This is a genomic window from Achromobacter xylosoxidans, from assembly GCF_002192695.1.
Lineage (GTDB): Bacteria > Pseudomonadota > Gammaproteobacteria > Burkholderiales > Burkholderiaceae_B > Achromobacter > Achromobacter xylosoxidans_C.
Genome location: NZ_MTLG01000001.1, coordinates 14,385 through 36,979 on the forward strand (window position 1 = coordinate 14,385; position 22,595 = coordinate 36,979).

The window sequence follows — 22,595 nt, forward strand, 5'->3', positions numbered from 1 at the left end:
CGATGTGCCTGCGGCCCCTTGCCATTCAATTTTTCAGTTTCATCACAGAAGGAGTGCCCATCGCCATGAATCGAGACACCACGACATCACCAGCGGCCGATTGGGGGCAGTTGCTGTGGGACCCGTTGCGACTATCGGCGATGGCAACCGAGTATGCAGTGGATGCCTGGCAGCGATCCATTCTGTATGCCGACGTTCGCCGCCAACGCGGCAACCAGTACCTGGAGCATTTGCAGGAGCAGACGCCGAACGTACTCGACTTCGCCTCCGAGGTCATCATGTCCGGGCTGGACCTTCCGCAGCCGGTCAACTATGGCCTCGTACGCATCCTGCCGCCAGCCGACGCGCCGGCCGATCCCAAGAAGCGGCCGTTCGTGGTGGTCGATCCCCGCGCGGGCCACGGCCCAGGCATTGGCGGCTTCAAACCCGATAGTGAGGTCGGCGCGGCCCTCAAGGCTGGTCATCCCTGCTACTTCGTTGGCTTTCTGCCCGATCCCGTTCCCGGCCAGACCGTCGAGGACGTCATGCGCGCCGAAGCGGCCTTCGTGCGCAGGGTCGGCGAGCTGCACCCCGGCAGCCGCGGCAAGCCCGCTGTCATCGGCAATTGCCAGGCGGGCTGGCAGATTCTGATGGCAGCCGCTGTCTGGCCCGAGCTGTTCGGGCCGATCATCGTAGCCGGCGCGCCGCTGTCCTACTGGGCCGGTGATAACCCGATGCGCTACGCGGGCGGCCTCACTGGCGGTAGCTGGTTGACGGCATTGACCAGCGATCTGGGCGCCGGCCGGTTCGACGGTGCCTGGCTGGTACAGAACTTTGAAAACCTGGACCCGGCCAATACGCTTTGGAGCAAACAGTACAACCTGTACGCCAATGTCGACACGGAAGGCCCGCGCTACTTGCAGTTCGAAAAGTACTGGGGCGGCCACGTCTTCCTGAATGACGTGGAGATGCAGTACATCGTCGATAACCTGTTCATCGGCAACAAGCTGAGCACCGCCCAACTGATGACATCCGATGGCGTGCGCATCGACCTGCGCAATATTCGCTCGCCGATCGTGGTGTTCTGCTCCTATGGGGACAACATCACCCCGCCGCCCCAGGCCCTGGGCTGGATCACCGACCTGTACCGCAACGACCTGGACGTGCTGGGACATGACCAGACCATCGTCTACGCTACCCATGACAGCATCGGACATCTGGGAATCTTCGTCTCCGGCAGCGTCGGGCGTAAAGAGCACCAAGAGTTCGCCGCCAACATCGACGTCATCGACGTGCTGCCGGCCGGTATCCACCGCATGCTGGTCGATGAAAATCCAGACGGGTCGCAGGAAGGCGAGCCGACCGGGAACGCCTACCTGACTCGGATCCAGCGCAGCAACATCGATGAAGTCCGTGAGATCGTCCGTCCCGACCCTGAGAACGATCGCCGGTTCGCCGCCGTTGCGCGGATCTCCGAGGTCAACCTGGCTTGCTACCGCAGCTTCGTGCAGCCATGGATGCGTGCCCTGGTCACGGACCAGGGTGCGAAGTGGCTGGAGCCGCTGCATCCGCTGCGCATGGGCTATGAATTGTGGTCTGACAGGCATCCGCTCGCCGCCGCAGTACATGAGGCTGCGCAACACGTGCGCGACCATCGTCAGCCCGTCTCCGAGGCCAACCCTTTCCTGCAACTGCAGGCGCAGTTTTCCACCGCCGTCGAACAGATGCTGGATCAATTCCGTGATTGCCGCGACCAGATCTACGCACAGGCGTTTGACACGCTGTACAGCCTGCCGCTGGTGCAGGCCATGACTGGACAGAGCCTGCACGACGATGCACCGCCGCGACCCCGTCCCAGCGAGACGCCCGAGCATCGCCAGTATCTGGCGCAAGAGTTGACACGGCTCGAAGCGGATATTCACAGCGGCGGGCTCGCCGAAGCCGTCATACGGGCACTGTTCTTCGTGCTCGCGGCGCGTGGCGAGGCCGACGGGCGGCACTTCCGGCACGCAGAGCAACTGGTGCGTCCCCACCTGGGCAGCGACTTCGACATGCAGGCCTTTCGCCACCTCGTGCGTCGTCAGGCTTTGCTCATGAGGCTCGACAAGGACGCCACGGTGTCCGCCATCCCCGAATTGCTGAACGACATAGCGCCTGATGAGATCCGCCAGGTGGCGGGAATGATCGTGCAAGTGATTGGCAGCGGCGGTGTGCTGTCCGCACAAGAACAAACCAGGCTGGAACAGGTTTCTACCTTGTTCGAGCAGGCCGAGCGCCAAGCGCAGGCGGCTTCGGCGCCCGCCGTGATAAGTCCCGCCACTGATACCTCCGCTACGGTCGTGGACGCGAAGTCGACAACCGCCATGCCACGCTCTGCCAGTGGCACATCCGCTGCGGTCGAGGATGCGAATGCGGCGCCAGCCATGCCGAGCTCCGCCAGTGACACCTCCGCTCCGGCCATAAACACGACCTCCAAGACATCCTCTCCAAAGCCTAAGGCGCCTCAGAAGAAAACGGCGTCGAAGACGCCAGCCGCGCCGCGCACAAGTCAAACACGGCGAGGGAAAGACAAATGACGACGTCCTCCGCACCGGTCGATGGCGCCGCCGACGCATTGCAGGTTTTGCGCAACCGCACCTTCGACGAGATCGCCATTGGCGACAGCGCCAGCCTCGAACGCGCGTTTTCGCCGCAAGACATCCAGATGTTCGCGCTGCAATCGGGCGATGATGTGGATCCGGAATCTTCGGTGTCTTCGCCCTCGCGGGACACCACCGAGGCCATTTGTGCAAACGTCCTGATCTCGGCTGTGCTGGGAACACGCCTGCCGGGGCCTGGAACCCAATATGTCAGCCAGAACCTGCGCTTGCTCGGAGCCGTTCGGCCCGGCGACAGGCTGACCGTGCAGATGCAGGTGAGCAGCAAAGACACGGCCACCCATCACGTCACGCTGGACTGCACCTGCACCAGCCAGGAGGGGGTGGCGGTTTTCCAGGGCCAGGTAGAGGTCGTAGCGCCCACTGAGCGCATTGAAAGAACGCGCACGGCGTTGCCGGAAATCCACCCGGATGCGCAGGGCCACACAGACCTGCAACGCCTGCTGGCGCACGTCGCGCACTTGCAACCGATTCGGGTGGCCGTCGCCCATCCCTGCGATGCCCCCAGTCTGTCCGCTGCGCTCGAAGCACGCCACGCGGGGTTGATCGAACCGGTGCTGGTCGGATCACGGGCGCGGCTGGAAGCAGTCGCCACAGAGGCCGGGCTGGATCTGGCCGACGTCGCCATTGTGGACGTCCCGCACAGCCACGCCGCTGCGCAGCAAGCCGTCGCCTTGGCAGCCGCAGGTGAAGTCGAAGCCCTGATGAAAGGGAGCCTGCACACCGACGAACTGATGTCCGCGCTGGTTTCGGCAGCAGCGGGGTTGCGCACCAAGCGCCGGGTCAGCCATTGCTTCCTGTTGCAGACACCGGCCTATCCGCGCCCGTTCATCGTCACCGATGCAGCGATCAATATCGCCCCGACTCTGGAACAGAAGGCAGACATCATCCGCAACGCCATCGAGCTGGCGCAGGTGATCGGCGTGCGCGAACCCAAGGTCGCAATCCTGGCCGCAGTCGAGACGGTCAGCCCGACGATGACGGCCACGCTCGACGCGGCGGCGCTGTGCAAGATGGCCGATCGCGGCCAGATCACTGGCGGCCTGCTCGACGGGCCGTTGGCCTTCGACAACGCGATCTCCATCGCCGCTGCGCGCACCAAGGGGATCGTCTCCGAGGTCGCCGGGCAGGCCGACATCCTTGTCGTGCCTGACCTGGAGAGCGGCAACATGCTTGCCAAGCAGTTGATATTCCTGGGCGGCGCAGCCAGCGCCGGAATCGTCCTCGGAGCGAAAGTGCCGGTCATTCTGACCAGCCGCGCCGACTCGCGCGATACACGCATCGCCTCATGCGCGATTGCACTGATGCTGGCGCACCACTATCGGCTGTCACCCCCGTGAATCGACTTATCAGCAACGTATCCACCCCATTGGAGGAAACACTATGAAGTACTCATTTTCTGGCCGCGTAGCCCTGGTCACCGGTGCAGGATCCGGCATTGGCGAGGCCATCGCGCGACTTCTTGCGAGTAACGGCTTGAGTGTCGTCGTCTCGGATGTCAGTGCCGACAATGCCGAGCGCGTCGCCAAGCTCATCAACACCGATGGCGGCCAAGCCGTGGCCAATGTGGCCGACGTGGCACGCATCGACCAGGTTCAGGCTGCTGTGGCCTGCGCAGTCGATATGTTCGGCGGCCTTCATTTTGCGGTCAACAACGCCGGTATCAGTGGCGACCAGAGCCCAGTGGGGGAACTGGATCCTGCCGCCTGGAGCCGGGTAATCGATATCAACCTGAACGGCGTGTTCTATGGCCTGCGCCATCAGATTCCCGCCATCCTGCGTTCGGGTGGCGGCGCCATCGTCAACGTCTCTTCGATCCTGGGGGTGGTCGGCGATGCAGGAAACCCAGCGTACGTCGCAGCCAAGCACGCTGTTACCGGGCTGACCCGCTCGGCAGCGCTGGCCTATGCGGCCAAGGGAGTCCGGATCAACTCGATCCATCCCGGTTACGTGCGGACGCCCATCCTGGATTTCCTCGACGAATCGGCCCTTCAGGAGGCTGTTGGCCTGCATCCGATCGGCCGTCTGGGCACCCCGGACGAAATCGCCCATGCCGTGGCGTTTTTGCTATCGGAAGGAAGCAGCTTCTTTGCGGGCACCCAGCTCATCGCCGACGGCGGCTATACGGCACGCTGAATCTGACGACGATGAGCGTGCAGGCATATCCGAACACCGTGGCGACGTCACCGTGGCCGGGCAAAAAGAGGACGACATGATGGATGCGACCACGGCCCGCTCCGGACGCCCCGGGCACGGACTGATCCTTGTACTGAACTGCGGTTCATCCAGCATCAAGTTTGCGGTATTCGACCCTTCGGCCACGCCACTGCCTCGCCAGGCGTTGTGGAATGGCAAAGTGCTGGGAATCGGCGGCGCCGATCCGGATTTCGAAGAGACCGGGGTTGCGCCGTTCCCGATCAAACTGGACACGGCACATCCCTATCGTGCCGCGCTGCGCATCATCCGCGATCGCGTCAGTCAGCGGCTCGACGGCCGCCGGATAGGTGCGGTCGCTCATCGGATCGTCCACGGTGGCAGCAGGTATTTCGAGCCAGTGCGGGTGGACGCCCAGGTGCTCACCGATCTGCAGGGATACATCCCGCTGGCGCCACTGCACCAGCCGTTCGCGCTGGAAGCCATCGATATTCTGCTGCGCGAACAGCCGGAGCTGCCTCAGGTGGCCTGCTTCGACACCGGCTTCCATCACACCATCCCCAAGCTCGAGCAGCTCCTGCCGTTGCCCTACGCCGCATGGGAGCGCGGTCTGCGCCGGTACGGATTTCACGGCCTGTCGTATGAGTACATGGCTGAGGCTTTGCCCGAACGCCATGGCGACGCGGCGCGCAGGCGCACCATCGTTGCCCACCTGGGCAGTGGCGCCAGCCTGTGTGCTATGCAAGGACTCAAAAGCGTGGCCACCACCATGGGTTTCTCCGCGCTTGACGGGCTGATGATGGGCACCCGCACCGGTGCGCTCGATCCAGGCGCCGTGCTCTACCTGATGGAGATCGAGAAGCTTTCACTGGAACAAGTGGGGCGTGTCCTCTATCACGAGTCCGGTCTGCTCGGCGTTTCGGGAATCTCGGCCGAGCCGCGCGTCATTGTCCGGCACGAGAACGATGAAGGTGAAACGGGTGAGCGAGCGCGCTTGGCGCTGGACCTCTACGTGCGTCGCATCGTGCGCGAGATCGGTGCCTTGGTTGCTGTTCTGGGCGGTCTGGACATGCTGGTGTTCACGGCAGGTGTCGGTGAACACAATGCGTTCATTCGCGAGCGCATCGGTGCGGCACTGGGTTTTCTGAACATTGCCCTGGATACCGACGCCAATGCCAGCCACGCGGCGACGATTTCCAGCGACCACAGCCAGGTCATCGTGGCGATCGAACCCACCAATGAAGAGTGGATCGCCGCCAGCCATGCGCTGTCCTGCCTGGACAGGGAGAAGGTGCGATGAAGATCGATGCCTTCCATGGATTCACGCTCGCCATTCTGCTGTTGTTTGTGGGCAAGGGCTTGGTAGCGCGTTCGGGCATCTTGCGTCGATACAGCATCCCGGAATCCTTGGTGGGCGGCTTGGCTTGCGCCTTGGTTGTCTTCGTCCTGTACTACGGGATGGGGGTCACGGTCAGTTTCGATCTGGAAGCGCGCGACGTCATTCTGCTGTACTTCTTTGCCGCTATTGGCCTGAGTACCGACGCTCGCACGCTGCGCCATGGTGGACGCCCTTTGCTGATCCTGTCGGGACTGGCCATCGGGTTCATGGTGCTGCAGAACCTCGTTGGAATGGAGTTGGCCCGCGCATTCGACCTGGATCCGCGTGCCGGACTCATGGTCGGGTCCATTTCCCTGACCGGCGGGGTGGGCACCACCTTGGCCTGGTCCGATTACTTCGTTGAAGCCCTCGGCATTGCTCAGGCGCAGGAACTGGGGATGGCGGCGAACATGATCGGCCTGATCGCGGCCTGCACCATCGGTGGCCCAATCGCAAGCCTGCTCATACGCAGATATCAACTTCGCGCCTCCGGGGACAGCGCCCTGGAGATTGGCACGCTGCGCAGCGATGAACAGCATGCCCGTCTGGACTACTACGGCTTGCTGTTGGCATTGCTCTGGCTGAACTTCGCCTTGATGTTGGGCTCAGGAATCAATGCCTTGGTCGCACTTACCCCTGTCACGCTACCCGCCTTTGTGGGTTGTCTGCTAGCCGGCATTCTCCTGCGCATGGTGGGCGACTGGATGAGGCCGAGTGGGCGCGGGCGTTTATGGAACTGGCCGAGCATGCAGCCAGGCATCGCCCTGATCTCCGACATGTCATTGGGCCTGTTTCTGACCATGGCGCTGATGGGCCTCAGGCTCTGGGAGCTGCAGCCCGTGCTTGCCTTCATCACCGTGGCGATGTTGGTGCAGATCGTCCTGGTCATCGCATTCGTTCTTCTGATCGTTTTTCGGGCAATGGGCAGGGATTACCAATCCGCAGTGATATGCGCCGGTTTCGGCGGAATTGCGCTGGGATCTACCGCCACCGCCATCGCCAACATGACGGAGGTCACTCGGGAGCATGGTGCTGCGCGCGAGGCGTTCATTGTGGTGCCCCTGGTGTGCGGGTTCGTCATCGACATTGCGAACGCACTGGTGATCAGTCTGATGGCCGGTTAAGGCGAAAGAACTAACGGAATGCGCCGGTAGGCGGAGACATATCTAGCACGCCGACACACTGTCATCGCAAAAGCGCTGATGACATGAGTGCCGCTGTGCATGAACACAAGCGAGCACAACTACCCCCGTGTTCAAACGAGGGAGCTTCATCTATTTGAATGGCAGTTGAGGTAATGCGTTTTGAAAGAAAACAGGAAAGGTAATACTTCATCGACAATCGTTCCAGCACTGGATATGCAAGCGCATATGGCTTGGGCCCAGGCTTGGTCCTCAATTTCACCTGAATCGTCGCTGTTGGCTTGGACGGACTGGGCAAGCCATTTAGCGAACAGCCCCGGAAAGCAATCGGAGCTTTTGTCTTTTGCAGGCTCCTTGTCTGAGCAATGGATGTCTCTGCTGAAAAAGAGCTTGGTCAGTCCGGACCAGGAAGTTGCATCTCCTGAACCGTCACCTACCAATGACCGTCGTTTCAACGATCCGGCATGGGATCAATGGCCCTACAACCTTTTCCGCAGTTCCTTTCTTATTCAATCCAAATGGTGGGAGCAAGCCACGCAAGGTGTATGGGGTGTTGATCCACAACACGAACGCCTATTGGCGTTTGGCGCAAAGCAATGGCTGGAAATGGTATCGCCGACCAATTCTGCGCTTTTTAACCCCGTTGTCCTGAAAAAAACGATAGAAGAACAAGGCGCCAACCTGGCGCGTGGCATGTCCAACTTTCTCGATGACCTGCGCCGACAACTATCCGGTGAGCCTCCTGCGGGAACCGAGAACTTCGTCGTTGGGCGCGACGTGGCGGTGACGGAAGGAAAAGTCGTACTGAGGAATCAATTAATCGAGTTGATTCAATACACGCCCACTACCGAGAAAGTCCATCCTGAGCCGATACTGATCATTCCTGCCTGGATCATGAAGTACTACGTACTCGATCTATCTCCCCATAACTCGCTGATACGGTATCTCGTTGCACAAGGCCATACGGTTTTTTGCATCTCCTGGAAAAATCCGGATGCTGGTGATCGAGACTTGGGCATGGATGAGTATCTTGAGCTCGGCTTGCGTGCGGCGCTGGACGCCGTGACATCCATCGTCCCCGAGCAGGAAATCCACGCGGCTGGCTATTGCCTGGGCGGGACATTGCTGTCTATTGGGGCCTCGGCCATGGCGCGCGATGGCGATACGCGGCTGGCGTCCGTAAGCCTGCTGGCTGCGCAGACGGACTTCAGCGAGCCAGGCGAGCTTGGCCTTCTCATCAACCAGAGCCAGGTGGCGCTATTGGAGGCCAGTATGGCTCAAACAGGCTACTTGAGTTCAAGCCAGATGAGTGGCGCTTTCCAGCTACTGCGCGCCTACGATCTTGTATGGTCTCGCATGATCGACGAGTACGTGTTGGGCGATCGTCGGCCAATGACCGACCTGATGGCTTGGAATGCCGATGGGACTCGCCTGCCGGCGAAGATGCATTCGCAATATCTCCGACGCTTTTACCTGAATAATGATCTCAGCGCAGGGCGCTATCCCGTCCTGGGTCGTCCGGTTTCAGTGGGAAACATCACCGTACCGATGTTTTGCGTCGGCACTGCCTCCGATCATATTGCGCCGTGGCGCTCCGTCTACAAGCTGCATCTCCTGTCTTCAGCCGAACTGACTTTTGTATTGACCACCGGAGGGCACAACGGCGGCATCGTGAGCGAGCCTGGCCGAGGCAAGCGCCAGTATCAAATCCATACGCGCGCCGTGAATGAGGGGTACATGGCGCCGGACGAGTGGCAAGCCACTGCACAGACGCATCTAGATTCGTGGTGGCCGGCATGGTCAGCATGGCTTCGAGAGCGCTCTGGTGAAGGTGTTGCGCCTCCGCTCATGGGGGCCGAATCCCGTGGATATCCCACTATTTGCGACGCCCCGGGGAAATATGTACGCAGCTGAATACGCGCATACCGCGTCCGCTATTGCGACACGCTATGCGCAATATCTATTCGACACCCCACCTACTTTGATAACTGGAGACATTCATGTACTCAAGACTGCTGGTTCCGCTCGACGGAAGTTCTACCGCCAATTTGGCCCTCCACCACGCCGCGGTGCTGGCACGCCTAAGCGGTGCAACCATCATCTTGCTGCACATTATCGAGGAAATGAAGCACAGCAACGGCTTCGAGAGGCCGAGAATTTACCTTGAAGAAGTAAGGCCAGGCTTCCTGGCGGCCGGGCAGAAGCTGCTGGACGAGGCGGCGCTCTGGCTGAGACAGGAAGGCTTGACGGTAGAGACCGTCCTTCTGGAGAGCAAGGGCGAGCGCGTCTCGGTACTTATCGCGCAGCAGGCACTGGCTACCGGATGCGAGCTGGTGGTGCTGGGCACCCACGGACGTCGGGGCGTGGACAGGCTGCTGCTGGGAAGCGATGCCGAGCAGCTCGCTCGGATCGCACCGGTTCCCGTGATGCTGGTACGCCAGCCCCATTCTGTCATTGCTACTGCAACCCCTGGGCAGGGTGGCACGCCAGCGTGACGAAGGTTCAGCCCACTGACCTCGCTGAATGGAGGCTCAGAGTCGCAGCTACCTTGCTGCTGCTGTCGCTGAGTGCCTGCGCGCAGGCACAGTCCTGCCACCGTGACAATCCGCTGCGCTCGACCGGAACGCTCAATCTGCGGATCGACAACGACATGTTCGGCGGCATGGGACAGGATCAAGGGTACTCCAACGGGTTTCTCGCCAGTTGGGTTTCCCCCAACCTCGTGGACTATAGCGATGACCCTTGTCTACCGCGTCTCGTCCGTGGGCTGAATCGCTTTCTCACGATGCTCCAACCCCAAGGCTTCGACGAACAGAACATGACCATCGGCTTCGGGCAGATGATGTACACCCCGAACGACAAAACGCGCAGCGATCTCATCAAGGATGATCGTCCTTTCGCGGGCGCCTTGATGTTGAGCCTTGGCTATAACGCGAGGCGGGGCGATACGCTGCGCACTTCGCAACTCCGCGTGGGGGTGGTGGGGCCCTCCTCCCAGGCCAGGCAAGTCCAGAACTGGTGGCATGACACCGTCGGAGTGGACAGATTCAATGGCTGGAGACATCAACTGCGCGACGAACCCGTGCTGCAGTTGCTCCACGAACGCCGAACACGAGTCATCAGGCAAGAAAACGTCAGCGGTTGGGGTTGGGATCTGACCCGCCACTGGGGCGGCAGCTTGGGCAATTTCGCCACCTACGCGAATGTCGGCGGAGAACTGCGCTATGGCCTACGCCTGCCGGACGACTTAGGCACCGCACCGCTGCGCCCGGCTGGAGAAAACACCTCGCCCGTGCGTAAGACCGCTGGCAGCAACTGGAACGGGCACCTGTTCGTGGCACTCGACGGTCGCTGGGTTTTGCACGACATCACGTTGGACGGCAATACGTTCAAGTCCAGTCATAGTGTTGATAAACGGCCATTCGTGGCCGATGTGGGCTATGGCATCGCGATGACTCAGGGCAACTGGCGCATCGCGATAGCCCGCTACCACCGCACCCGCGAATTTCGTGGACAAAAGGAAATCCCGGTCTACGGAACGATCACCGTAGGACGGCGATTCTGATGCAGATCGATTCCTTGAACGCCATGCAAGCCACTCTGTTGCTGTTCATGACAAGAGCCTGGTTGCTTGTGGAGCTACCACGTCGACGCAGTACTGCCAATGCCGTCGTCATTAGCCAGTTGGCAAGGTGAACACAGCGAGCTGAACGATAAGGCACCCGCGCTCGATAAGAGACCAAGGACAACAAATAAGGAGATAAATGGATGCAACGACTCACCCTGGCCCTACCCGGCAATGAAGATCTGGCCCGCGGCATCGCGCAGGCATGCGGCAGCGAAGCCGGCCGCATCGAAACGCGCCGATTCCCCGATGGCGAGAGCTATGTCCGGTTGCATGGCGAACCTGCCGATCGGATCGTGGATGTGATTTGCACGCTGGCCCATCCTGATCCGCAGTTCCTGCTTCTGGCTTTTGCCGCTGACGCGGCGCGCGAACTTGGCGCGCAAGAGGTGAACCTGATCGCACCGTATCTGGCCTACATGCGCCAGGACAAGCGATTCCATGACGGAGAAAGCGTGACGTCGCGGTCCTTCGCACGTCTGGTCTCATCGACCTTCGACAAGCTGCTCACGGTGGATCCGCATCTGCACCGCTATCCGACACTATCAGCGGTCTACACGATCCCCACCATCACCTTGCATGCCGCACCACTGCTGGCCGACTGGATCGCGAATCATGTCGAAGAACCTTTGATCGTGGGCCCCGACGAGGAAAGCGAGCAGTGGGCCGGCGCCATCGCGTCCCGCATCGGCGTACCGCACGCTGTGCTTCGCAAGACACGCCATGGCGATCGCAGCGTGGACATCGATGTTCCCGACCTGTCGATCTGGCGCGGCAGAACGCCGGTGCTTGTGGACGACATCGCATCATCAGGCCGCACGCTCGCCGTCGCGGCGCGCAAGCTCGCCGAGCAAGGAATGCGCAAGCCGGAGTGCGTAGTGGTGCATGCCCTGTTCGCCGAGGATGCCTGGGCCCAATTGACACCGTTGTTTGCCCGAATTACGTCCACCGACGCAGTACCGCATCCGAGCAACCGGATTGGTCTCGCTTCGCTGATTGCCGACGCTCTCTCTAGCGGGAAAACCGATCCGCGAGGCTGATCTTTTTATCGATCCAACTATTTTCAAGGAGACCTGAAATGTCCTCTCAAGCTAACCTCGCAACCGATTGGCGTGCTGGTTACGGGCCCATCGCGCACAGGTCTGAAACCATCGAACGTATGCAGGCCCTAGTGCAACGTCTGGTCGCGCAAAGGCGTATAGCAGACGAAGCCTCGGCCCATGCGCTGCTGGCTGCAGCCGACCGGGTGGCCTGCACGGCCATGAGCGTAGTGGCGCATATGACCTATGCCCGGCGCATCGACCGAAGCGGCTGCCCACTGGGCTCCGATGATTTCAAACAAACGCCCGAAGGCCACACCGGCGGCTCGCTCAACATGGTGCCAGCCTTCGTGGGTTATCTGTTGGCCAACGCGCTGACCGGGACGACACGCGGCTGGCTCATGGGGCAGGGGCACTGCGTGGCCGCGATCGAGGCGGTGAACGCACTGACCGGCGATGTATCCGCCGCCCAGCGTGGACGCTACGACCGCAGCGAGGCGGGCCTGTCGCTCCTGATCGCGGACTTCTACTCCTATGCCATCGATAAGCAGGGTCGGCCCGCGGTACCGCTGGGTAGCCATGCCGGGCCGAACACGGCCGGCGCGATCTCCGAAGGCGGCTATCTGGGGTTCGCCGGGCTGCAGTATGTGCACACGCCGTTGCCGGGAGAAAGCCTGGTGGCATTCCTCAGTGATGGCGCTTTCGAGGAACAACGTGGCTCGGACTGGGCGCCGCGCTGGTGGCGCGCCGAGGACTGCGGCTTCGCCATCCCGGTCATGATTCTCAACGGACGGCGCATCGAGCAGCGCACCCAGATCGTGCAGGAAGGTGGCGCTACCTGGCTGGCCGAAGATCTGCGCCACAACGGCTTCGATCCCGTCATCGTTGATGGACGTGATCCGATGGCGATCGCATGGGCCATTGTTGAAGCCGAAGACACGCTGAGCGCCTTCGCCGCACGCTCGGATCGGCGCTATCCGGTCAAGCTGCCCTACGTGATCGCCGAGACGGAGAAAGGTTTTGGCTTCCCGGGCGCGGCGACCAATGCCGCCCACAACCTGCCGCTGAACGGCAATCCGCGCGAGGATGCGCAGGCACGCGAGGCCTTCAACGCAGGGGCTGCGGCGCTGTTCGTGCCCGAGAGCGAACTGGAAAACGCGCTCACCGTCCTTGCGAATCACGGCCAGAGCCAGCGCTCGCGCGAAAGCGAGCACCCCATGGCCCTACGCCATCCAGCGAGCCCTCATCTGCCGATGCCGGCCTGGGCGCCAACTGAGGTATCGGGCAGCGCCATGTCCGCACTGGACCGTTGGTTCGTGGAGCTAGTGCAGGCAAATCCACAGTTGCGCATCCGGATCGGCAATCCCGATGAACTGGCCAGCAACAAGATGGGGACCACGCTAGCGCTGCTCAAGCACCGCGTCAACGTGCCCGAACCCGGCGTCCCGGAATCGACGGATGGCTCGGTGGTCACCGCACTCAATGAAGAAGCCGTTGCGGCCGCCGCCCTCGCCAACAAAGGGGGGCTGAACCTGATCGTCAGCTACGAGGCATTCGCGGTCAAGATGCTTGGATTGATGCGCCAGGAGATCATCTTCGCGCGTCGGCAGAAGGAGCTGGGCCAGCCGCCAGGCTGGATCTCCGTCCCGCTGATCGTCACATCCCACACCTGGGAGAACAGCAAGAACGAGCAGTCACACCAGGACCCGACCATTGGCGAAGCATTGCTGGGGGAGATGTCGGACACCGCACGCGTGTTGTTCCCGGTGGATGCCAACACGGCGTCCGCCGCGCTGCGAGCGGTCTACGCCAGCCGGGGCCAAGTGGCCTGTGTGGTGGTCTCCAAGCGCGACACGCCGAATCACTTCAACGCCGCCGCCGCTCAATCGCTGGTTGAGCACGGAGCAGCCCATGTAGCCGGCGATCCGGCTACAGCACAACTGCAGTTCGTGGTGATTGGCGCCTACCAGTTGGAGGAAGCGTTCAAAGCCCACGCCCGCCTGGAGCGCCATGGACTTGCGTCGTGCGTCACTGTAGTGATCGAACCCGGCCGCCTGCGCATTCCGCGAGATGACCTTGAGGCCACCTTCGTGGTCGGTGACGAAGCCCTGCAAGCACTCTTCCCGCCTCACTTGCCTCGCGTGTTAATAAGCCATACCCGCCCAGAGCCGATGCTGGGTGTGCTGCGCCGCATTGACAGCGGCACCTCGAAGACGCGGGCTTTGGGCTACATCAACCGCGGCGGCACGCTCGATGTGGCTGGAATGTTGATCGCCAACCGCTGCACCTGGGTGGACGCCATCTATGCCGCTGCGCAAGTGACCGGCCGGAACAGTTCGCAGGTTGCTGCGGCCGCGACCGACGAGCGAATTTCAAGTGGTTCTGACGCGGTCCGCGGCGACCGCGCCGGTTCCTGATTTCACAACCCACAAACAAGAGGGGAGACAAATACATGCTCTCATTGACCAGCCTGGGCGGTGCCGGCACCGTCACCGGCTCCAAACACCTTATCACCCATGGCAATACCCGCATCTTGATCGACTGCGGACTGTTCCAGGGATTGAAAAACCTGCGCGAACTTAACTGGCAGCGCCTGGCAGTTGAGCCCAAGGACATCGATGCGGTCGTATTAACGCATGCGCACCTGGATCATTGTGGGTATCTGCCCCGATTGGTGCTGGACGGGTTCCGCGGGAAGATTTTCTCGACCTCAGCCACGCGAGATGTCGCCGAACTCATCCTACTCGACAGCGCCTGGTTGCAGGAGAAGGACGCCGATTTCGCCAATCGAAAAGGATTTTCCAAACACAAGCCAGCCCTTCCGCTGTATCGGGTTCGGGATGCAGAACGTACGCTCCTGCAGTTCAAACCGGTGCCGCTGCATCAAGAGACTGAATTGCCGGGCAATGCCCGTCTACTGCTGCGCAGCGCCGGTCACATTCTTGGGGCGGCGACGGCTCAGATCGACATTGGCGGCAAGCGTTTGGTGTTCTCCGGCGACTTGGGACGCTTTGACGACATGGTCATGCCTGATCCTGAACCAGTCACGGAAGCGGACTACATCATCATCGAGTCCACCTATGGCAATCGTCGTCATGACCGTTCCGATGCCGTCGAAGCGCTGGGCGACATCATCGAGCGCACGACTCGCCGCGGAGGCACGGTGGTAATTCCCGCTTTTGCCGTGGGACGAGCGCAGTCGTTGATCTACGACTTGTGGCTGCTGCGACAGCGCGGTCGGCTCCGCAACGTGCCCGTCTATCTGGACAGTCCGATGGCCACCAACGCAACTGTGCTGCTGCACCGCCACTCCGACGACCACAAGCTCACGCAACACGATTTCGAGGCCGCATTTTCGGAAGTCAAATACGTGCGCGACGTTGAAGAGTCCAAGGCACTATCGGCGAATCGCTACCCCAAGGTGATTATTTCCGCCAGCGGCATGGCCACAGGTGGCCGCGTGTTGCATCACATAGAAGCGTTTGGCGGCATTCATCAGAACACGCTGCTGTTCTCTGGATTTCAGGCCGCAGGTACGCGCGGACGCAAACTGCTTGAGGGCGCTCGCGAAGTCAAGATTCATGGACGCTGGATGCCGATCAATGCGGAGGTCGCCGAGCTTCCGATGTTGTCGGCTCATGCCGACAGCGATGAACTGATGCGATGGCTGGGCGGCTTTACCCGGGCGCCGGAAGGGGTGTTCATTGTTCATGGTGAATCCAATGCCTCCGAGGCGCTGCGCGAACGTATTCAGCGCGAACTCAAATGGCACGCATCGGTGCCCATGCAAAACCAGGAGTTCGCCCTGTGAGTGCCCGCATCACTCCCCAGACACCCGCCTTGCAAGCATTGCGCATGCGACTGCATGCCCAGCATCAACCCGTCGTCTTGATGCGTACCGATTGCCATGTCTGCCGTGCCGAAGGGCTGGCACCGCGGTCACAGGTACTGATCATTGCCGGCGACCGCACTGTGCAAGCGCTACTGTACCAAATCGACAGCGATCTGCTCAAAACCGGACAGATCGCTCTGTCCGAGGCCGCCTGGGATGCCCTGGACATTCATGAGGGCGATCTTGTGCAGGTTCGGCATCCTCCGCTGCTCGAATCGTTGTCGGCCGTGCGTGCGCGAATTCACGGCCACCGACTGCAAACGACGGAGTTGCAGGCGATCGTCCGTGATGTGGTCGATGGTCGCTATACCGATGTCGCACTTTCGGCCTTCCTGACCGCAACGGCGGTACTGCCTCTGGATATGCAAGAGACCATCCATCTCACCCGTGCGATGGTCGATGTCGGGGATCACCTGCAATGGCAGGCTCCGATTGTTGTGGACAAGCATTGCGTGGGCGGATTACCGGGAAATCGCACCACGCCGTTGGTGGTTGCCATCGCCGCAGCCAATGGATTGGTGATGCCCAAGACCTCATCACGCGCCATCACCTCTCCCGCTGGCACCGCGGACACCATGGAAACGCTGGCTCCTGTAGACCTGGACCTGGATACGCTCAGAAAGGTCGTGGAGAAAGAGGGTGGATGCGTGGCGTGGGGCGGCGCGATGCACCTCAGCCCCGCGGACGACATCTTCGTGCGTATTGAGCGTGAACTGGATATCGACACGCAAGGACAACTGATTGCCTCGGTGTTATCCAAGAAGATTGCAGCAGGGGCGACCCACATCGTGATCGATATTCCGGTTGGGCCAACCGCAAAAGTCCGCAGCCGGGAAACTGCCGAGCATCTTGCGCATCACCTTTCGGAAGTCGCCGCGTCATTTGGCCTTGTATTGCGTTGCCTGTTTACAGACGGGAATCAGCCTGTCGGCAGAGGTATCGGCCCGGCGTTGGAGGCGCGCGACGTGTTGGCCGTATTGCGCAACGAGGCGGATGCGCCGCAAGACCTATGTGACCGCGTGGCGTTGGTGGCGGGCGCGGTGCTTGAGCTTGGCGGCGTCGCCAAAGAAGGGGAGGGACTTCGGTTGGCTCATGAGACGATCAGCAGTGGCCGCGCGTGGGAAAAATTTCAGAGAATCTGCGCGGCTCAGGGGGGATTTCGTGAGCCGCCCCAAGCTCTCTATGTCGAACCGCTTTTGGCAACCACTTCAGGCCGAGCAGTACACATCGACAACCGTAAGCTTTCTCGTTTAGCCAAATTGGCCGGTGCGCCTGAGAGTCCAGCCGCAGGGATTCAATTGCAGGTGCGCTTAGGTGACGAGATAACACGCGGACAACCATTGATGTTTTTGCATGCGCAAACCTCTGGAGAGATGGCCTATGCACTCGCATACGTACAAGGCATTGGGGACATTGTAAAGATTGAACCTTAGCGCCGTGGATAAACAGGGCTCTTGAATGCTCGGTCAAACACAGCCCGGCCTCTCGTTTGGAAAAGTTGAACGCCTACATCTCATGCTCAAGAACATATGAAAAAACATCGCTTAAAAGAAGTTTTCAACCTGCATCGCGTGGAGCAAACAGAAGGAGGTCGTCAGCGCCTGAATAGGAACATTGCTCATGGAACTGCGGCACCTGCGTTGCTTTATCGTTTTGGCCGAAGAACTTCATTTCACACGGGCGGCTGAGCGTCTTCACATTGAGCAACCTCCTCTGTCCCGCGCCATCAAGGAGCTTGAGGACGAGTTAGGCGCTGTGCTCTTCGACCGGGACCGCCGGGGCACCCGACTGACCGCTGCGGGTGCCGTGTTCCTGCAGGACACTCGCCGGCTATTCACCGTCCTGGAGCAGGCCCGCGAGAACGTCAAGGCTGTCGCGGCGGGCTTGCGAGGCAGCCTGCGCATCGCCGTATCCGACGGCGCGCTCGATCCCCGGCTGTCGGCGTTTCTAGCCCGTTGCCGTGCCGAAGAACCCGAGATCGAGATACGGATGTCCGAAGTGCCTTTGGCCGAGCAGTTGCGCGGCCTGCGCTCGGGCGACTTCTGCATCGGATTCGCTCATACCGCCGACGTCGGTGATGGCATCGTCGCCGAACCTATCTGGCAGGACCCGCTGGTGGTCGCCTTGCCAGCCCGGCACGCACTGCTCGTCCACAAGGAGGTTCCACTCCATGAACTCCGGGGGCATCCTCTTGTCCTGTGCGATCCCCAGGTGTGCGAAGGCTACTGCCGCGAGTTGGCGCGCCTCCTGCAGACCCAGGAACACAAACTGAATGTCGTTGAGGAGGTTTCCTCGCTGGACATGATGCTCACCTTGGTCGGTGCCGGCTACGGCGTGGGCTTCATGACGGCGACCAAGATTCCGGTCAGCCAGCGACCGGACGTGGTGATCCGTCCATTGGCGCTGGATACAGCCGTGATCACCACCTACCTGCTTCGACTCGAAAGCAGCAACTCATCGGCTTCGCTGGTGCGATTTATCGACCGCCTCCGGGACCCTTCGAGCGACTGACGCAACGGACCGCACCACTTAAGATTGGGCATCGGCACGAAGATTGCGTTCCGTTGCACTCATCAGCTCTGCCGCACTTATGCTGAGGGCAGCGGAGATTTTCAGTATCAATGCGAGCGTGGGCATGTGCTCCCCACGCTCGATCTTGCCCATATGCGAGCGAGCTATACCAGCCATGGACGCGAATTCATCCTGAGCGACTCCCTGCGCCAAGCGGGCAGCACGCACCGCTTGGCCGAAGGCCAGTGCCGGCTCGGCTTCATAGGTGGTTGTGCCAGGGGGGCGGCCCGGTTGAACGCTGCGCTTCTGCATCACCAGAAGCGTCGATCAATCGACCGAATTTAACCACGTTAAAGATATCTCTTTTGGCTATCATGGTGGCTCGCCTTTTTGATCCGATCGCTTTGTGGGGGCTCTCATGCACGACGCCACCAGCCAGTTTTCCTTTTCCAATTTCAGGCTTGCCATAGCGCCTGGCGTACCGTCATCGCATCTTTCGGCATTGCTTGCGTTGCAGCGTGCGGAAGAGCCGGAAGTCACCATTTCGTTTCATGAGGTCACAGCCGATGATTTGATTGCGGGACTTCGGGAAGGCCGCTACGACGCGGGCATGACGCTTGAAGGATCGAGCGATCCGTCGCTGAAAAGCCAACCTCTATGGACCGAGAACATGGCCGTCGCCATGCCGTTGCGCTTTCCCTTACTTGACCAGGCGAAGCTCACGATCGCCGAACTGTTGGACTACTCCGTCTTTCGCTGGCCTGCAGAGAATTGCCCTTTGCTGGATCAGCGGCTGCCTTCTCTTCCCGCGGTGAGTCAACAGAACATTCAGCGTGTCTCTTCCTTCGAGATGATCGCGCTATGGGTCGCTGCCGGCTACGGCGTCGGGGTATCCGCGCAATCGCGCATTGAGCATGCGCAGGGATGGGGCATTCACACACGGCCGCTGTCTGACGGACCCTACGAGATCGTGACCCACCTGCAGCGGCCCTGCGGACAAGCCGACGTTGTTTCAGAGCGGTTCGAGCGCAGAGCACTGCAGGTCGCCAAGAATGCTCCAACCTAGTCGAGTGCCAATGTCCTCGTTCTGCGTCTTCAGTTCAAGGTGCTACACGTGCATTAGGCATTCCACTCGCCAAGCAGCAGACATCACTCGCGCTCTATGACACGGAGCAGCGCCGTTCTACGCTTCGACATGGGGCCAAACGCCTTCGTGACCCCTTCAACGGGTTTCCCTGCCTGCAATGAGTCAAGGATGTCAGCCCAGTCCTGCATGATTACCTTGCGGGACTCCACAAACTTCGTGTGATCGTAGGGCGCGCGCGATGAGTCCTTGCTCTTTTTGGAATGAGCGAGTTGAAGATCGACCCGCTTCTCCGGATATCCCAACAGTCCAAGGATCGTCGTTGCGGTCGAGCGGAAGCCATGGGACGAAAACCGTCCGCCATAACCCATGCGCTTGAGTGCTTGATTGAGCGTCGTTGCCGACATCACTTGTCCCGGCTTTCTGTAGCTCGGGAACAATACTTTGCCGCCGCCAGTTAGAGCATGTAGTTCCCTAAGAGCGGCCACCGCCTGCCGTGACAGGGGAACCAGATGGGGGCGTCGCATCTTCATGCGCTCGGACGGAATCGACCACATGGCGTTGTCCAGGTCGAACTCTTCCCAGGAGGCCTTGCGCAGTTCTACGGTGCGCACGTAGGTCAAAGCCATCAGCTTGAGGGCGAGGACTGTCGTCTGGTAACCCCCTTCGTTGTCCACACGATTGAGAAAGTCCGGGATCTCTGCCCATGTCAACGGAGGGTTGTGGCGGACCTGAGGGCGCTTGACCAGTCCCTTGAGCAAGGCGGCAGGATCGTATTCGCAGAGACCTTGGGCAGCCGCATAACTGAAGATTTGCCCACACCACTGGCGGATGAGGATCGCCACAGTCTTCGCGCCACGAGCCGCCACATCCTTGATGATGGGGCGCAGATGTGGAGCCCTGATGCTGCTGATCGGCAACTTGCCAATCCGGGGGAAAACATCCTTCTCAAGGTAGCTGGTGACCTGGTTGGTGTAGTACTCGCTCCAGTGAGCATTGCTGACGATCCACTCCCGAGCAACGGTCTCGAACGTGCGTTCGTATGTGTCGGCCTGGAGGGCGATCGCCGCCTTTTTCTCCACGATGGGGTCGAGGCCCTTCTTGACCAACGCCTTTGCCCGGTCCCGTTCCGCACGGGCTGCCTCCAGCGTGACCTTTGGGTACACCCCGATTGAGTACACCTGTTCAGCGCCGCCCAGCCGGTAGCGGTACCACCAGAGCTTGGAGCCGTTGGGCTGAACGCGCAAAAAGAGGCTGCCTCCGTCCCGGAGTTGGTACACCTTGGGCCTGGGCTGCGCCGTTTCCACTTTGCGCGCCGAGAGAAGATTGAGTGCTGTGAGTGCCATGTGTATAACGCCTCCAGTTTGGCCCGTTACACACTCCATTACACACATGAGCACTGGATTTGTCCAGCTTTCAGAATCGCTCGATGGACGATCAACCCTTTAAAAACATAGACTTAGAGTTGTTCCATGGAGGTTGATAGACGCCAGTAGACCTCAATCGTAGTTATCGATCATCAACAGCATTTAATTCTCCTCTAGGGCCGCCCGGCGGCCCGGATATGTCCGGTGGGGGGCGGGGCCTCAGATGGGCTCGTCCAGGCCGTGCTGCACCTGCTCCGCCGCGCGCAGCACCGCGCGGGCCTTGGCTTCGGTTTCGGCCCATTCGGCTTCGGGGTTGGAGTCGGCCACGATGCCGGCGGCGGCCTGCACGTACAGCGTGCCGTCCTTGATGACGCCGGTGCGGATGGCGATGGCCACGTCCATTTCGCCGCCGTAGCTCAGGTAGCCGGCCGCGCCGCCGTAGATGCCGCGGCGCACGGGCTCCAGTTCGTCGATGATCTTCATGGCCTCGACCTTGGGCGCGCCGGTCAGCGTGCCGGCGGGGAAGGAGGCGCGCAGCACGTCCATGCTGCTCATGCCCGGGTTCAGCGTGCCGGTGACGTTGGACACCAGGTGCATCACGTGCGAATAGCGTTCGATCACCATGGTGTCGCTGACCTTGACCGAGCCCACCTGGGCCACGCGGCCCACGTCGTTGCGCGCCAGGTCGATCAGCATCACGTGCTCGGCCACTTCCTTGGGGTCGGCCTTCAGTTCGGCGGCCAGGGCGGCGTCTTCCTCGGGCGTGCCGCCGCGCTTGCGGGTGCCGGCCAGCGGGCGGATCGTGATCTGCGACTTGGGCTCGCCGTTTTCCACCACGCGTTCCTGGCGCACCAGGATCTCCGGCGACGCGCCGACCACCTGGAAGTCGCCGAAGTTCCAGAAGTACATGTAGGGGGAGGGATTGAGCGACCGCAGGGCGCGGTAGAGGGAGAGCGGGGAATCGCGGAAGGGCTTGGCGATGACCTGGCCGATCTGCACCTGCATCAGGTCGCCGGCGGCGATGTGTTCCTTGGCGCGGTGCACGGCCGCCAGATAGTCTTCCTTCTTGAAGTCGCGCCGTTCTTCGGTTTGCATGCTGGCGTGGCTGTAGGGGATTTCCACGGGCCGTCGCAGGCGGGCGCGCAGGTCGTGCAGGCGCTGCTGGGCGCGGCTGTAGGATTCGGGCTGGCCCGGGTCGGCGTAGACCATCAGGTAGATGCGGCCGGCCAGGTTGTCGACGATGACCAGCTCGTCCACGTGCATCAGCATCAGGTCGGGCGTGCCGCCCTCCATGCCGGCGGGGAACGGCTTGACCGCCGGGCCCAGGCAGGGCTCGATGTGGCGCACCGTGTCGTAGCCGAAGTAGCCGGCCAGGCCGCCGCAGAAGCGCGGCATGCCGGGGCGCAGGGCGACCTTGAAGCGACTCTGGTATTGCTCGATGAAGGCCAGCGGATCGCCGTCGTGGGTCTCGGCGACCTTGCCGTCGTGCAGCACCTCGGTGCGGGTGCCGCTGGCGCGGATCACCGTGCGGGCCGGCAGGCCGATGAAGGAATAGCGGCCGAAGCGTTCGCCGCCCACCACCGATTCCATCAGGCAGGTCATGCGTCCGCCCTGGGGGCCGGCGTGCGCCAGCTTCAGGTAGATGCCCAGCGGGGTGTCCAGGTCGGCGTAGGTTTCGGCGACCAGCGGGATGCGGTTGTAGCCTTGTGCGGCGAGGGCCTTGAATTCGATTTCGGTCATGTCGGGTCTCGTGAGCGATTTATCTG

General features: G+C 61.3%; 17 protein-coding genes. 14 read left to right on the top strand and 3 right to left on the bottom strand.

Annotation, left to right across the window (positions count from 1 at the left end; genetic code table 11):
* Nucleotides 1-65 precede the first annotated feature (65 nt).
* The 13 genes from BRO63_RS00070 to BRO63_RS00130 all read left to right on the top strand — a co-directional run bounded on the left by BRO63_RS00070 (nucleotide 66) and on the right by BRO63_RS00130 (nucleotide 18,378).
* Nucleotides 66-2,555, top strand: a complete 2,490-nt coding sequence (locus BRO63_RS00070; protein ID WP_088138036.1) for a DUF3141 domain-containing protein — start codon at nucleotides 66-68, stop codon at nucleotides 2,553-2,555.
* The gene (locus tag BRO63_RS00075; protein ID WP_088137972.1) at nucleotides 2,552-3,976 is read left to right on the top strand and encodes a bifunctional enoyl-CoA hydratase/phosphate acetyltransferase; all 1,425 of its coding nucleotides are present in this window, start codon (nucleotides 2,552-2,554) and stop codon (nucleotides 3,974-3,976) included. Before BRO63_RS00070 ends, BRO63_RS00075 begins: the two co-directional genes overlap by 4 nt.
* A 43-nt stretch (nucleotides 3,977-4,019) precedes the next feature.
* Nucleotides 4,020-4,772: an SDR family NAD(P)-dependent oxidoreductase gene (locus BRO63_RS00080; protein WP_088137973.1), complete on the top strand. Its 753-nt coding sequence runs from the start codon at nucleotides 4,020-4,022 to the stop codon at nucleotides 4,770-4,772.
* A gap of 76 nt (nucleotides 4,773-4,848) precedes the next feature.
* Complete coding sequence (locus BRO63_RS00085) at nucleotides 4,849-6,090, top strand: acetate/propionate family kinase (RefSeq protein WP_046482862.1); 1,242 nt, start codon at nucleotides 4,849-4,851, stop codon at nucleotides 6,088-6,090.
* Nucleotides 6,087-7,292: a sodium/glutamate symporter gene (gltS, locus tag BRO63_RS00090; RefSeq protein ID WP_088137974.1), complete on the top strand. Its 1,206-nt coding sequence runs from the start codon at nucleotides 6,087-6,089 to the stop codon at nucleotides 7,290-7,292. The genes BRO63_RS00085 and gltS overlap by 4 nt, the downstream gene beginning before the upstream one ends.
* A gap of 180 nt (nucleotides 7,293-7,472) precedes the next feature.
* Complete coding sequence (locus tag BRO63_RS00095) at nucleotides 7,473-9,224, top strand: PHA/PHB synthase family protein (protein ID WP_256943208.1); 1,752 nt, start codon at nucleotides 7,473-7,475, stop codon at nucleotides 9,222-9,224.
* An 86-nt stretch (nucleotides 9,225-9,310) separates the two neighbouring features.
* Entirely contained in the window at nucleotides 9,311-9,805 is a 495-nt protein-coding gene (locus BRO63_RS00100) for a universal stress protein (RefSeq protein WP_015879524.1), read from the top strand.
* 53 nt (nucleotides 9,806-9,858) lie between these two features.
* Nucleotides 9,859-10,875, top strand: coding sequence for a lipid A deacylase LpxR family protein (locus tag BRO63_RS00105; RefSeq protein ID WP_003296535.1), 1,017 nt, complete (start codon nucleotides 9,859-9,861; stop codon nucleotides 10,873-10,875).
* A gap of 203 nt (nucleotides 10,876-11,078) precedes the next feature.
* Complete coding sequence (locus tag BRO63_RS00110; RefSeq protein ID WP_003050021.1) at nucleotides 11,079-11,975, top strand: ribose-phosphate pyrophosphokinase; 897 nt, start codon at nucleotides 11,079-11,081, stop codon at nucleotides 11,973-11,975.
* 38 nt (nucleotides 11,976-12,013) lie between these two features.
* On the top strand, nucleotides 12,014-14,392 hold the full coding sequence (locus BRO63_RS00115) for a D-xylulose 5-phosphate/D-fructose 6-phosphate phosphoketolase (RefSeq protein ID WP_003296537.1): 2,379 nt from the start codon (nucleotides 12,014-12,016) through the stop codon (nucleotides 14,390-14,392).
* A 35-nt stretch (nucleotides 14,393-14,427) separates the two neighbouring features.
* On the top strand, nucleotides 14,428-15,786 hold the full coding sequence (locus BRO63_RS00120) for an MBL fold metallo-hydrolase RNA specificity domain-containing protein (RefSeq protein WP_003296538.1): 1,359 nt from the start codon (nucleotides 14,428-14,430) through the stop codon (nucleotides 15,784-15,786).
* Nucleotides 15,783-17,300: a thymidine phosphorylase family protein gene (locus BRO63_RS00125; RefSeq protein ID WP_020307800.1), complete on the top strand. Its 1,518-nt coding sequence runs from the start codon at nucleotides 15,783-15,785 to the stop codon at nucleotides 17,298-17,300. The genes BRO63_RS00120 and BRO63_RS00125 overlap by 4 nt, the downstream gene beginning before the upstream one ends.
* A 187-nt stretch (nucleotides 17,301-17,487) precedes the next feature.
* Entirely contained in the window at nucleotides 17,488-18,378 is an 891-nt protein-coding gene (locus BRO63_RS00130) for a LysR family transcriptional regulator (protein ID WP_003050005.1), read from the top strand.
* Between the two features lie 18 nt (nucleotides 18,379-18,396).
* Here the strand turns inward: BRO63_RS00130 and BRO63_RS00135 are convergent, their stop codons facing one another.
* Complete coding sequence (locus tag BRO63_RS00135) at nucleotides 18,397-18,690, bottom strand: helix-turn-helix domain-containing protein (RefSeq protein ID WP_003050003.1); 294 nt, start codon at nucleotides 18,688-18,690, stop codon at nucleotides 18,397-18,399.
* A 106-nt stretch (nucleotides 18,691-18,796) separates the two neighbouring features.
* Here BRO63_RS00135 and BRO63_RS00140 point away from each other — a divergent pair, with 106 nt between their 5' ends.
* On the top strand, nucleotides 18,797-19,444 hold the full coding sequence (locus BRO63_RS00140; RefSeq protein WP_020307796.1) for a substrate-binding domain-containing protein: 648 nt from the start codon (nucleotides 18,797-18,799) through the stop codon (nucleotides 19,442-19,444).
* A gap of 83 nt (nucleotides 19,445-19,527) precedes the next feature.
* Here BRO63_RS00140 and BRO63_RS00145 read toward each other — a convergent pair whose 3' ends face one another.
* Complete coding sequence (locus BRO63_RS00145; RefSeq protein ID WP_003060765.1) at nucleotides 19,528-20,808, bottom strand: tyrosine-type recombinase/integrase; 1,281 nt, start codon at nucleotides 20,806-20,808, stop codon at nucleotides 19,528-19,530.
* Nucleotides 20,809-21,048: 240 nt separating this feature from the next.
* Complete coding sequence (gene trpE, locus BRO63_RS00150; protein WP_088137976.1) at nucleotides 21,049-22,569, bottom strand: anthranilate synthase component I; 1,521 nt, start codon at nucleotides 22,567-22,569, stop codon at nucleotides 21,049-21,051.
* Between the last annotated feature and the right edge of the window lie 26 nt (nucleotides 22,570-22,595).